This window comes from Alteromonas ponticola (assembly GCF_012911815.1).
GTDB classification, from domain to species: domain Bacteria; phylum Pseudomonadota; class Gammaproteobacteria; order Enterobacterales; family Alteromonadaceae; genus Alteromonas; species Alteromonas ponticola.
On the sequence record NZ_JAATNW010000003.1, the window covers coordinates 51,685 to 64,153 of the forward strand.

General features: G+C 47.6%; 9 protein-coding genes and 3 tRNA genes. 5 read left to right on the forward strand and 7 right to left on the reverse strand.

The window, feature by feature from the left end; all coding sequences use genetic code 11:
• Positions 1 to 54: 54 nt before the first annotated feature.
• Positions 55 to 1,680: a methyl-accepting chemotaxis protein gene (locus HCJ96_RS05140; protein ID WP_169209980.1), complete on the reverse strand. Its 1,626-nt coding sequence runs from the start codon at positions 1,678 to 1,680 to the stop codon at positions 55 to 57.
• A gap of 195 nt (positions 1,681 to 1,875) precedes the next feature.
• On the opposite strand from HCJ96_RS05140, the gene HCJ96_RS05145 reads away from it, so the two are divergent.
• From HCJ96_RS05145 to HCJ96_RS05165, 5 genes are all read left to right on the forward strand, one after another.
• Positions 1,876 to 2,829 carry a S41 family peptidase gene (locus HCJ96_RS05145; RefSeq protein WP_169209981.1) on the forward strand — a complete coding sequence of 318 codons (954 nt, stop codon included), beginning with the start codon at positions 1,876 to 1,878 and terminating at the stop codon, positions 2,827 to 2,829.
• An 8-nt stretch (positions 2,830 to 2,837) separates the two neighbouring features.
• Complete coding sequence (locus HCJ96_RS05150; protein WP_169209982.1) at positions 2,838 to 3,467, forward strand: chloramphenicol acetyltransferase; 630 nt, start codon at positions 2,838 to 2,840, stop codon at positions 3,465 to 3,467.
• 117 nt (positions 3,468 to 3,584) lie between these two features.
• Positions 3,585 to 4,679: an efflux RND transporter periplasmic adaptor subunit gene (locus HCJ96_RS05155; protein WP_169209983.1), complete on the forward strand. Its 1,095-nt coding sequence runs from the start codon at positions 3,585 to 3,587 to the stop codon at positions 4,677 to 4,679.
• Positions 4,672 to 7,809: an efflux RND transporter permease subunit gene (locus HCJ96_RS05160; protein WP_169210346.1), complete on the forward strand. Its 3,138-nt coding sequence runs from the start codon at positions 4,672 to 4,674 to the stop codon at positions 7,807 to 7,809. The genes HCJ96_RS05155 and HCJ96_RS05160 overlap by 8 nt, the downstream gene beginning before the upstream one ends.
• Before the next feature lie 83 nt (positions 7,810 to 7,892).
• Positions 7,893 to 8,261 (forward strand): hypothetical protein, encoded by a 369-nt coding sequence (locus HCJ96_RS05165; RefSeq protein WP_169209984.1) that lies wholly within the window; start codon positions 7,893 to 7,895, stop codon positions 8,259 to 8,261.
• Positions 8,262 to 8,533: 272 nt separating this feature from the next.
• On the opposite strand, the gene HCJ96_RS05170 is transcribed toward HCJ96_RS05165, so the two are convergent.
• The 6 genes from HCJ96_RS05170 to pal all read right to left on the reverse strand — a co-directional run bounded on the left by HCJ96_RS05170 (position 8,534) and on the right by pal (position 12,467).
• A tRNA-Ser gene (locus tag HCJ96_RS05170) sits at positions 8,534 to 8,624 on the reverse strand.
• A gap of 426 nt (positions 8,625 to 9,050) precedes the next feature.
• Positions 9,051 to 10,112: a quinolinate synthase NadA gene (gene nadA, locus HCJ96_RS05175; protein WP_169209985.1), complete on the reverse strand. Its 1,062-nt coding sequence runs from the start codon at positions 10,110 to 10,112 to the stop codon at positions 9,051 to 9,053.
• A 523-nt stretch (positions 10,113 to 10,635) separates the two neighbouring features.
• Positions 10,636 to 10,711, reverse strand: a tRNA-Lys gene (locus tag HCJ96_RS05180).
• Positions 10,712 to 10,739: 28 nt separating this feature from the next.
• Positions 10,740 to 10,815 (reverse strand) — tRNA-Lys (locus HCJ96_RS05185).
• A gap of 243 nt (positions 10,816 to 11,058) precedes the next feature.
• The gene (gene ybgF / locus HCJ96_RS05190; RefSeq protein ID WP_169209986.1) at positions 11,059 to 11,901 is read right to left on the reverse strand and encodes a tol-pal system protein YbgF; all 843 of its coding nucleotides are present in this window, start codon (positions 11,899 to 11,901) and stop codon (positions 11,059 to 11,061) included.
• The gene (gene pal / locus HCJ96_RS05195; protein WP_169209987.1) at positions 11,901 to 12,467 is read right to left on the reverse strand and encodes a peptidoglycan-associated lipoprotein Pal; all 567 of its coding nucleotides are present in this window, start codon (positions 12,465 to 12,467) and stop codon (positions 11,901 to 11,903) included. The genes ybgF and pal overlap by 1 nt, the downstream gene beginning before the upstream one ends.
• Between the last annotated feature and the right edge of the window lie 2 nt (positions 12,468 to 12,469).

Genomic DNA, 12,469 nt, shown 5'->3' on the forward strand with positions numbered 1-12,469 from the left:
CTTGAATAACCTTTCCCGGAATGTTCTGTGTACGTAAATTTTGTGTTCACCGACTCACCGGGTGATGAATTGACCCAGCGATGTACGCAATGCTTCTGAAATTTCCGCTACCTGCTTGCCTGTTTCTGCCGTCTCCGTAGAAAGCGTTAAGGTCTGGTGGGTTAACTCCCCTACCTTGCCCGCGCGCTGATTAACTTCAGAGGCAATATGCATTTGTTCCTCTGCCGCTCCTGCTATCGCCTGACTGCTGCGCAAAATAGCCTGAAACACCGCTTCAACTTCATTTAATACGTCACCAGCATTGCGCGCGGTATCAACACTGGTTCCGGCACTGTCTTTACCGTTCGACATAATTTCAGCCGCAGATAAGGTTCCCTGTTGCAGTTTCTGAATAATCTGCTGAATCTCCTGCGTTGATACCGCGGTGCGGCTGGCTAGTTGACGCACCTCATCAGCGACAACGGCAAAGCCTCGCCCCTGCTCTCCTGCACGGGCGGCTTCAATAGCGGCATTTAACGCCAGTAAGTTGGTTTGTTCGGCAATCCCCTTGATCACATCCAGCACGCCGCCAATACTTTCACTGTCATCCTTGAGCGTCTGAATGGAGGAGACCGCCAATGACACTTCGGCTGAAAGACTTTCAATGCTGGTGATAGTGGCCTTTACGGAGGCGCCGCCTTCTTTAGAAACCTTGTCGGCATTGAGCGTTGCCTTTTCCGCTTCTCTGACATCGTCAAGCACCATTGAGGCGGATTGATTAACCTGCTCAATGGCACTAACCATGGTGGTAATTTCAGCATGTTGCTGTTCAATCCGCTCCACAGTGTTGTTATTCACTTCCAGCATTTTCCGTGAAACGGTTTCGGCGCGCTGACCGACTTGCTGCAAGTCGTTAATCAGTTCACCAATCGTGGTCATCATGCGATCAAAGCGACGCCCCATGTCACCAAATTCATCTTTGCTTTCCAGCTGGGTACGCAGTGTTAAATTGCGCGATTTTTCAATGTCTGTAACCGTGTTAAGCATAACCGTAAGGGGTTTACGAATACCGCGATACAACCAGACACCCATCACGGTTAACGCAGCGGTCATCACCAGTAAAATCGCAAATACGGTCACCTGCGCGTTGCTGGCAATATCCTCAGCCTCAATCGCCGAGGCCTGCGCCTGCTCACTTTGAATTTCAATTAATTGTCTGACCAGCGATTGCACGGGTTCGAGTGCCGGGTATAACTGCAAATCAACAAAACTGCCGATACTGTACGATGACTGCTTGTCGATAAAGCCTTCCAGTTTGGCAATTGCTTGCGCTGCAGCTTCAAACGCGGGCAGATTGCTTTCGAGTAATGCTTTTTCTTCGCCAAGCAGCTCGCGATTCTGGTATGCCTGCCAGGCTTCCTGCAATTGTTGTTTCGTTTCAGCAAGCTGGTTTTGTGCTTCGTCCCAAAGCAACATTTGTGCACGGCTTTTATGCGCCAAATCGACCACACCATTACTGTAAAGGCGCATGATTTTGTCCAGCGTCTGCAGCGGTTGTAAACGCTCGCTGCTAACCGTTTGCACAGCATCACTTACTACCCCCAGTCGCTGACTGGCGTACAAGGCTAGAATGGCATTTAACAGTAACGGGATGGTAATAAGAACGAGTAACTTGGAACGAACAGAGAGTGCTGGCAACATACTAAATACCTTCAACCTGAGGCGCTAAGCAGTTACACACTCAGGTTATTACAAATAAGCTTACTGTCATTGTTATTCAGGCAGATGACACTTTTATGACAGCGAGGGGGATAGCTGAGTGAAAATAGAAGCCAGCTCTTGAAAAATAATTAATCGCGCATATTCCCTTGCTATTGTCCGCGATGTCATAACACGATGAAAAAAATAATAAAGATCGCCTTATTCATAATGATGGCAAGCCTGGTGGTGCAGCCGACTATTGCGTCACAGGAGGAACGAGTACTCTCCCCCGATGAATTGCACGAAATCGTAACCAACACCAAATCGGTTCTCAGACATGATTATTTATTTGCAGATAAAGCCACAAAGGCGTTGCAGGACATAACGCATGCTCAGCAGCAAGGGACATTTAATTCCGCCTACCCATTAGGCATGTTTAAACAAAAATTCGAAGGATTATTGATAAACGCCACCAGTGACACAGGATTTGAGATATCCGAACGGCAGCCTGATACCCCGTTGAATAGTCACTTGAGCAGGCAAGAGTCCAATTCAATTCAAACCCGTGAGCTTGGCAACGATATCGGCCTCATTCACTTTGATGGGGATTTTCAGTATTCCAATTCAACCGATAAATTGCGTTCAGCGATGGAACACCTGGCAACGTCAAAAGCATTGATCATTGATCTACGTAGCGCTGGTCTGGGAACCTTGCCATTGGCGCAGATGCTTATCGGCTATTTTCTTCCCCCCGATACAGTGACTGCACAGGTGTATCTGAACCCTGCAGAAACGCCAGCCCAGCTTGTCGTTTATGATAACGCTAATGAGTATCAAATGTTTACCGGTAAGCCGGTATTTATTTTACAATCCCGATTTGTTGCCGGCCCCTGGGAATTTGTCAGCTACACGCTTAAACATCACAATGCCGCCACCCTTGTCGGTGAAGATTCAATGGGCGTTGCGCTAATGAAAAAAACGGTGCCTGTGAGTCAGCACGTTAATTTAACACTCAATTACGCGCATACTCATCATCCGCATACTCAAACTAACTGGGAGAGGTTTGGCGTCATTGCTGATCATCAGGTAAGCGCTGACGACAGCCTTTCAACGGCAATTGCTCTGGTTAAAGATGAATTATCGAGATAAAAACTAATATGCGTTATACCGAATTAGATATTGATAGCTGGGACAGAAAAGCCCACTACCACTTTTTTAAAACCTACGAAGAACCCTTTTTTGGTGTCACCGTTGATATCGACTGCACAGCGGCTTATGCACAGGCAAAACGGCAAAACGTATCGTTCTTTTTGTATTATCTGCATAAGGCACTTGTCGCTGCCAACCATGTGGAAGCGTTTCGTTATCGCATTATGGATGACAAGGTTATCGTGCATGAAAAGGTTAATGCCGCCTCCACCATCAACCGGGCAAACGGTACCTTTGGTTTTTCAAATCTCACGTATAGCCCATCGTTTGCAGAATTTGAAAAATATGCCTCAGTCGAAATTGAAAAGGTAAGAAACAGCGATGATCTGACTCCCTCGGGCTCAGGTGACAACGTTATTCACTTTTCTGCCCTGCCATGGATAAAGTTCACCTCAGTCTCACATGCCAGAAACTTCTCCTTTCCGGATAGTTGTCCAAAGATTTCCATTGGCAGAATAACCGATGTTGATGGCAAAAAACTGATGCCGTTTTCCGTGCACGTGCATCATGCGTTGATGGATGGTTATCACTTAGGGTTATTTATTGACGAATTCCAACGGCTGATGAACAAGTCCTGATCGATCCACTCAGGTAAATCTGCTCTACTCAATTGCTTTTTTAAAACAATTTCATCCGTTTATGCAATTGGCGAGTAACCAACAGGTAGTGCAAAAAATGTTCACCCTGAGTTACTTATGACCCATCATCCACGCTGGAATACAGTTGTTCTTTTCATTTGCTGGCTTGTTGCCCCTGCAGAAAGTTACGCGCAGGCTGATAACGTCGTTCCTGTTCGCGTGGAAACCGTTGCCGCAGAAGCCGTCAGTGATAGCTTGGTGTTAGCCGGCTCAGTGAACTCCCTTCAGCGCTCTGAACTGTCGACCGAAATCGACGGCCGGGTAAACGGCCTCAATGTTGACGTAGGCAGCAAAGTAAAACAGGGTGACCTGTTGTTAGCGTTAGATAAGCAACTGGCTCAGCAGGAGCTCTCTCAGGCTCAGGCAGCGCTGGAAGAGGCGCAAGTAGAATACGATGAAGCTGCGCGTGCGCTAGCAGAAGCGAATAAATTAGTTGATCAAAACCACATTGCCAAAACTGAACTTTTGACCCGTGAAAACAGGCAACTGGCGGCAAAAGCTTCACTGAATGGTGCTAAAGCGAACGTCAGTTACCGTCAGACGCTGATAGATAAGCACCAGCTTTTTGCTCCTTTTGACGGCATTATTGTGCGGAAAAATGCTGAGGTTGGAGAGTGGCATAGCCGCGGAAGCAGTGTGCTGACTCTGGTTTCGACCAATGAATTGAGAGTTGACGTGTTTCTGCCGCAGGAAAAATACGCTCAACTCGATACCATATCCAGTATCACGCTCATCCCGGATACCCAGCCCGACCAGCCCATTGAAGCGGAAATTGCGACTTTTGTACCCGTAGGTACAGAGGGCGCGCGGTCGTTTCTGTTGCGTTTGCGCACCATCCAGAATGAAGAATTAGTGCCGGGCACCTCGGTAATGGTAAAGCTTGATTTTGCCATGGATCAGGAAGGGATAGTGGTTTCTCGCGATGCCTTGCTGCGGCATGCTGACGGTGGCTACAGTGCTTTTGTGGTAGAGGGGGATAAAGCCCGACGCCGGCAACTAACCCTCGGCAAAAGCGCAATGGCAGGCGTAGTCGTGTTAAAAGGGTTAAAAGCGAACGAAAAGGTAGTCATTCGCGGCAATGAAGTATTGCAGGAAGGGCAAAAAGTAAAAGTTGAATCCTCTGGCAGAGAGGGCAACAGTGCGGATAATTGAATCAGTCATTGATAAAGGCAAACTGTTAACGGTTTGTGTGCTGATACTGTGCGTACTTGGTCTGGTCGCCGCCCTGCGCATGCCAGTGCAGATGATCCCCAACCTGGATACCCGCATCATTAGTGTCGACACGGGATGGCCCGGTGCCACCCCACAGGACATTGAAAAAGAAATATTAATTGAGCAGGAGCGCTACTTAGACTCACTGCCCAACCTAGTCCGAATGGAGTCATACGCTCGCACAGGGAGTGCCAGCATTGAGCTTGAATTCCCCTTCGGCGTGGATATTAACGAAGCCTTAATCCGGGTGGCAAATGCACTGAGTCAGGTACCGGGTTATCCGGAGAACGTCGATCAGCCCAAGCTGAACAGTTCGAGCTTTTCGCACAATTCCTTTATGTACTTTTCCTTGTTACCCAAGCCTGGAAATCCACTGAACCTCGATATGAACATGATTGGTGATTTTGTTGATGACAATGTCAGACCAAGAATGGAGCGCGTCAATGGCGTGTCCGAAGTGGAAGTGAGAGGAAACACCTTCAGACAAATCCAGGTTAAAGTAGACCCGACTAAATTAGCGCAGCGAAACCTGACACTTAGCGATGTGCGTGCTGCCATTCAGGAACGCATGCAGGATACCAGTGCCGGTGATATTGATGATGGTAAGCGACGTTACCTGCTAAGAACTATCGGGCGGGTCAGAGATGTGGCTAAACTGGAAAACATTATCGTCAGTCATCAGCAAGGTGCCAATATCCACCTTAAGGACATTGCCTCGGTAAAACTGGATCATTACGAAAGCAGGGGGTTTGCAACTATCGGTGGAGAGCGGGCTATCACCTTAGCGGTTAACCGTGAACTGGGCTCTAACGTCATTGATATCAAAGAAGAAATGCTGCAAACGATAGACGCTTTACGCCGCGAAGTGCTGGAGCCGAACGGGATGCAGATCATTCTGATTGGTGACGATGTACGCTACGTACAATCTTCAGTACGGAATGTGTTCTTTAATCTGTGCTTAGGGGCGTTACTTGCCTGCGCTATCATGTACTGGTTCTTGCGCTCGGCCAAAGCCACCTTAATCTGTCTGATGGGTATCCCGGTTTGCACCATTGCGGCATTTCTCGGTTTATTGGCTTTTGATCGAACCATCAATGTCATCTCGCTGGCGGGTGTCGCTTTTGCCATTGGTATGACCCTGGACAACAGCATTGTCGTGCTCGAAAGTATCGAAAGCGCTAAAAGACGAGGGCTGGAAAGGATGCAAGCCGCCATTGAGGGGGTCAGTGAGGTATGGACTGCCGTGATTGCCTCAAGTGCAACAACGGTGCTGGTGTTCGCGCCTATCCTGTTTATACAGGAAGAAGCCGGCCAACTCTATTCTGATATTGCCATTGCCATTTCCGCCTCCATTCTTGCCTCAATGTTGTTTGCCCTGTTAATCGTGCCTACCGCATGCGCGAATTTTGGCTTAGGAGACACCGCAAAACGCGCAACCCACACCAAAAAGAAAATGCTTGATGGCATTAACGGGCTCATCAGCCACACTTCCCTACGCATGCTAACTCTCGTGCTATGTGCAGGATTAACATTGGGTATTGCATACCTGTTTATGCCCGCTGCCGAGTATTTGCCTGAAGGCGAAGAGCCCAAGGCCTTTACCCGAATGTTTGCGCCACCGGGCTATAACGTAAAAGAGATGACCCGCATCAGCGAAGAGATCCTGACAAAGCTGGAAGCGGCAGTTGACAGTAATGAAGACGATTACGACCCTGAATCTAACGCCTTGCCGCCACTTGAATATTACTCAATGCAAGTGTCTGCCGGCGTGATATGGGTAATGAGTGAACCCAAAGTGGATACCAATATTGATGCCATGATGAATGCATTAACTACACTGTTTGAGTCGTATCCCGGCATGCGCGCTTTCTCTAACCGCGGCTCAATCATTTCCAGTAATCAGGGCGGTACCCGAGCAGTTAATCTGAATCTGTCCGGGCCGTCGCTGGCAGATTTATATCAGACTGCCACCCACGTTATCAGACGAGCAGAGACATTGTTTACTCAACCCCGCATTGATTCTGATCCTGCCTCGTTGTCGCTGGACCAACCCTTAATTGAGATTCATCCACGCTGGGACAGGCTCGCTGAGCTGGGCATGAATGCACACGACTTTGGTTTTTTAATCGCTGCCTACAGCGATGGTGCCTACGTAGATGAGTTTATTCTGGACGACAACAAAGTAGATATCTTTCTTTACAGCGATGCCGGCGTCGATCAGAGCCTGGGACAACTCTCACGTGCCCCGGTAAGAACCCCCGGTGGTGATGTACTGCCGCTGAATGCATTGGCTGAGCTTAGAGAAACCGTTGACAGTGACGAGTTGCGCAGGGTAGACGGACGCCGCACGGTTTCAGTGTACATCATTCCACCTGAAGAGATTGCCCTGGAAACGGCGGTGGGCAAAGTCAGAGATGAACTGCTCCCGGCACTTAAAAGCAATGGCGAAGCCCCCTCTTCAGTGAGTTTTTCCATCACTGGCGCGGCCGATCAGTTAGAGTCTACCCGCAACTCGTTAATGACGAATTTATTTGTCTCGTTAATTTTGATCTACCTGCTGATGGTCGCCATCTTCGCCAATTGGAAATATCCGGTGCTTATTCTGGTCACGGTTCCGCTGGGCATTGCTGGCGGTATCATCGGCATAGTGACTGTCAATGCGGTTGGAAGCGTAGTCGATGCACTCGGTATGAACGGCGTTCATCAACCTTTTGACATGATCACCATGCTGGGCTTTGTCATCCTGTTAGGTACCGTGGTGAACAACCCCATTCTTATTGTCGAAAAAGCCCGGGCCAATCTGGCACAGGCCAGCACCGTGATAGACGCGGTCAAAGATGCCGTAGAAAGCCGACTAAGGCCTATTATGATGTCTACGGCCACCACTGTGATGGGCCTCGCCCCATTAGTTATTCTGTCCGGGGCCGGCACCGAATTGTATCGTGGGATCGGCATCGTGGTGCTGGTGGGCATTGCCTTTTCTACTTTTATCACACTAACCTTCTTGCCCTGTTTGCTGGTCTTCGTGTTGAGCTGGCAGGCACGTTCTGCTAGAGATTCACAACGATAATTTCAGTCAGATTAGTTAAATTTAATTGGCGAATTCAAACGCGTCGGCAATACTTGAAAGAGAAAGGATTAGAGAAGAATGAAATGGAAGCAAACCTGTGTCCCATCAAACAAAACAGCATTTGTCTGGTCGCCTGCCCTGCCGCAGAAATGGCGGTGATTGCCTTACTTAAAGAACACAAGATTATTCAATCGATTCCATTTTGTGAGCGATTTGAAGGTATTGCCGATGATATCAAAGGGGACGAACGTTTTTTCCAACTGCAGAAAAATGAACAGGCAGTCAGATGCTTTGCCATGGTCGCAGAGTCATTTGTGCTATATAAACCCGGCCGAACCTTATATGCCATTACGTCCGATGGGCGAAAACTGGATTTAACCCAGTTTTCTTTAGATCAAATGGAAGCTGTTTCGTTGCAGAGCAAAGTGGTGGCGATATTTGATATAAGGTAGTGCAAAACGGTAATTCTGTCGTTTTGTCGAATCCTGCACTCGGGTTCTCATCCACCTTTTGTCCAGATATAAAAAAACCGGCAAAAGCCGGTTTTTTTATATCTGGCGGAGAGAGAGGGATTCATTTCACGCCGTCCATGGCGCTCACCCTACGGGCAACCTTCGGTTGTGCAAAACGGCAATCCTGCCGTTTTGTCGAACCCTACACTCGGGTTCTCATCTATCTTTCATCCGGATACAAAAAACCCCGCATTAGCGGGGTCGTTTGTATCTGGCGGAGAGAGAGGGATTCGAACCCTCGATACGCTATTAACGTATACACACTTTCCAGGCGTGCGCCTTCAGCCACTCAGCCATCTCTCCAAATTTTTTCTTCGAAGCGGGTAGTCATAAACACGTCCCTGATAATCGTCACCCAGGCAAGACGTCCTGTCTTGCCGTTGCGCTTCTAAAACAGTGATGTTAAATCACTGTTTTTTGTCTTCGACAACCGAATGCTCACCCACTCAGCCATCTCTCCAAATTTTTTCTTCGAAGCGGGTAGTCATAAACACGTCCCTGATGATCGTCACCCAGGCAAGACGTCCTGTCTTGCCGTTGCGCTTCTAAAACAGTGATGTTAAATCACTGTTTTTTGTCTTCGACAACCGAATGCTCACCCACTCAGCCATCTCTCCAAATTTTTTATTTAAGTGCCTTTGGCAAGCTTAATAAAGCGGGCTGTATAGTAGGGAAATACGCCCGCTGAATCAAGTCAAAGCTGATGAAATTTGATTATTTAAAGAAATATTATGCGTTTGCGGCTTTTTTCATTTTTAACTGTGCAGAAAAGTCCAGCATACGGTTAAGTGGAATGAGAGCTTTTTGTCGCAATTGCTCATCCACATGAATTTCGTGTGAGGATTTATTCTCGGTTAATGCATTGCGAACCGCTTCTAATCCGTTCATTGCCATCCACGGGCAGTGTGCGCAGCTTTTACAGGTGGCCCCGTTACCTGCAGTCGGTGCTTCAATGAAAGTCTTGTCAGGCGCTTGCTGCTGCATTTTATAAAAAATGCCTTTGTCTGTAGCGACGATGAAAGTATCGTTTGACATATTCTTAGCTGCAGCAATCAGTTGGCTGGTTGAGCCGACCGCATCAGCCATATCAACAACGCTTGCCGGGGACTCAGGATGAACCAGCACCGCAGCATCAGGATAGACCGCTTTCATGTCTTTTAGTTTTTGTGCAGAGAACTCATCATGAACAATACACTCGCCCTGCCACATCAACATGTCAGCACCGGTTTTCTTTGCAATATATGCACCCAGGTGTCTGTCTGGCCCCCAAATGATAGGCTTGCCCTGCTCTTCAAGGTGCTCAACAATTTCAAGTGCAATACTGGATGTTACTACCCAGTCAGCGCGTGCTTTCACCGCAGCAGAGGTGTTCGCGTAGACGACCACTGTGTGATCGGGGTGAGCGTCACAGAACTCGCTGAATTTATCAATGGGGCACCCCAAATCCAGCGAGCATGTTGCTTCTAATGTGGGCATCAGGACACTTTTTTCAGGGCTTAAAATTTTAGCCGTTTCGCCCATAAATTTTACGCCTGCTACAATAAGCGTCTGCTCTTTTGCATCGCGACCGAATCGCGCCATTTCCAGAGAATCAGCGACACAGCCGCCCGTCTCTTCGGCTAACGCCTGTATTTCTGGGTCAGTGTAATAATGCGCCACCATGACGGCGTTTCGTTGTTTTAACAACGCTTTAATCTCTTCGCGCAATTGTTGTTTGCGCGCGTCAGATAACTGCACAGGCTTGCTTGGAAATGGGTAGTCGATCTCATCGACTCTAAATACAACTGTCATAACTCTTATCCAGACTACGGCCTTGAAAAAATATCGGCAGAAATTATACACGATTGTCAAAAATAATTCATTTTCTTAAGACCTTCATAGAGCATAAATTGTTTAAATCAATTTAATCTAATTTAGATTTGATTCGACATTAGACTGTGGTTGTAAATATCGATAGGAGTTTGATTTTACTCGAAGATGGTGGGTCGTACTGGATTATTCGCCCGGTGGGCTCACCCTACGGGCCGTGCTAAAGCACGTTCAAAAGCGCTGCGCGCTGTTGTCGAACAGCTTCGCTGGTTCGAATCTAATTCTACGCTCAGGGAGTTTTTTTAAATTTCGATAGGAGTTTGGTTTTACTCGAAGATGGTGGGTCGTGCTGGATTATTCGCCCGGTGGGCTCACCCTGCGGGCCGTGCTAAAGCACGTTCAAAAGCGCTGCGCGCTGTTGTCGAACAGCTTCGCTGGTTCGAATCTAATTCTACGCTCAGGGAGTTTTTTTAAATTTCGATAGGAGTTTGGTTTTACTCGAAGATGGTGGGTCGTGCTGGATTCGAACCAGCGACCAATTGATTAAAAGTCAACTGCTCTACCAACTGAGCTAACGACCCATCAACGAGTTATGAAAAGCGAGGAAAGTGGTGGGTCGTGCTGGATTCGAACCAGCGACCAATTGATTAAAAGTCAACTGCTCTACCAACTGAGCTAACGACCCTTCGCTTTTCTGTTGTTGCCAGTGCTTGGCAACGGCGGCATATAATACTGATTTCAGCCGAGGGTGCAACCCAAAACTGCGATTTATTTTCACTTTTCTTAAAAAGTTGCGTCAAACGCCTAAAATAAAAACAAATCGTTTACGGAATGGTCACAAACCGTCGGAATCACTAGTAGTTTAACTGTTATAAATGAAAAACCTCTCAAAAGAGAGGTTTTTCAACATCCACACAGATGTGAAAAATTATAGACCACTAATTCTGGATTCAGCCAACTTTCTGGCAGAAGAATTTGGATACATTTCGATCACTTGCTGGTAAAACTGTTTAGCCTGCTGATTGTTATTCTGGCGTTCAGCAATCACACCCAATTTTAATAACGCATCAGCTCGCTTACTCGAGTTGGAAAAGCGATTAGAAACAATTTCAAATTGTTCCTGTGCTTGCGCCCACTCCTGCTTATTAAACAATAACTGACCTAACCAGTAATGAGCATTCGGCGCATATTGGCTGTTTGGGAAGCGCTGTATAAATGCCTGAAATGCAGGAATAGCTTTGTCGTATTCACGTGACTGCAAAATCAGATTCACCGCATTATCATAAGCAGTGCTCTCGTCTTCCGCATTCGCAGAGGGCCGTGAAACGGGTTGTGACACCGCCGAATTAGTGTCATCGTCTGCTGATGAAGGGGAGCCACTTTGCTTGAGCGCCTCAACCCGCTTATCTATTTCAAGATAGAGCTCGCGTTGGCGTTCGAGCACTTTTTCAAGTTGGTTGGTATGCACTTCAACCGCACCGCGCAGTTCGTCTATTTCACTCTGCATAGTGTCCAATTGTTGTTGCAGTCGATGTTGCATTTGCGTGCGACTATCAACCATTCTTTCCAGTATTTCGACCCGCTGCTCAACTGTTCCTACCGGCATGCCCTGCCCCTGGCTGGCACTCGCGCGACGACTATTGTCGTTATTGTTTACATCGTAAACAGGCGCTTGCGCATTCACCATTACAGAAACAAGCAAGGCGCTACACAAGGTAGCGCCCCGAGCAATAGAACCGGAAAAATGTCGGTCTGTTATTGCTTTAGTCATTATTTATAAACTACCACTCCGCGGCGGTTTTGAGCTTGTGCGTATTCAGTAGAGCCCATCACCGCTGGTTTTTCTTCACCGTAAGAAACAGTAGAGACCTGGCTGCTGTTTACACCCGCATTGAGCAAGTAAGTTTCTACAGCTTGTGCACGACGCTCACCTAATGCGATGTTGTATTCAGGCGTACCGCGTTGGTCAGTGTGACCTTCGATAACGACTTGCTGATCAGCATTTTGAACCAGAAATTCAGCATGCTTATCAAGTAAGCTTTGGAATTCTGATTTGATGGTTGAGCGGTCGAAATCAAAATAAACTGTTTGCTCGCGCTTCAGTTCATCCATCTGCTGTTGAACCATCTCCTTCTGACGCTCCATACGCTGTGCAGATTCAGCTTGAACACGCTGCTCTTCTTCTGCGCGTGCTCTTTGCTCTGCTTCAGCTTGTTCTTGCGCCATGCGGTTTCTTTCTGCAGCTAATTCTTCTTCGCTAGGACCTGAAGAACAGGCCATCAAAGTCACCACAGGTAACGCGATAATGAAGCTTTTCATTATTTTGTTCATTTGCATCC

What these genes read in the sequence shown, in the direction of transcription:
- HCJ96_RS05140 (WP_169209980.1), bottom strand. Translation starts at nt 1,680, where the DNA reads ATGTTGCCAGCACTCTCTGTTCGTTCCAAGTTACTCGTTCTTATTACC.
- HCJ96_RS05145 (WP_169209981.1), top strand. Translation starts at nt 1,876, where the DNA reads ATGAAAAAAATAATAAAGATCGCCTTATTCATAATGATGGCAAGCCTG.
- HCJ96_RS05150 (WP_169209982.1), top strand. Translation starts at nt 2,838, where the DNA reads ATGCGTTATACCGAATTAGATATTGATAGCTGGGACAGAAAAGCCCAC.
- HCJ96_RS05155 (WP_169209983.1), top strand. Translation starts at nt 3,585, where the DNA reads ATGACCCATCATCCACGCTGGAATACAGTTGTTCTTTTCATTTGCTGG.
- HCJ96_RS05165 (WP_169209984.1), top strand. Translation starts at nt 7,893, where the DNA reads ATGGAAGCAAACCTGTGTCCCATCAAACAAAACAGCATTTGTCTGGTC.
- nadA (WP_169209985.1), bottom strand. Translation starts at nt 10,112, where the DNA reads ATGACAGTTGTATTTAGAGTCGATGAGATCGACTACCCATTTCCAAGC.
- ybgF (WP_169209986.1), bottom strand. Translation starts at nt 11,901, where the DNA reads ATGACTAAAGCAATAACAGACCGACATTTTTCCGGTTCTATTGCTCGG.
- pal (WP_169209987.1), bottom strand. Translation starts at nt 12,467, where the DNA reads ATGCAAATGAACAAAATAATGAAAAGCTTCATTATCGCGTTACCTGTG.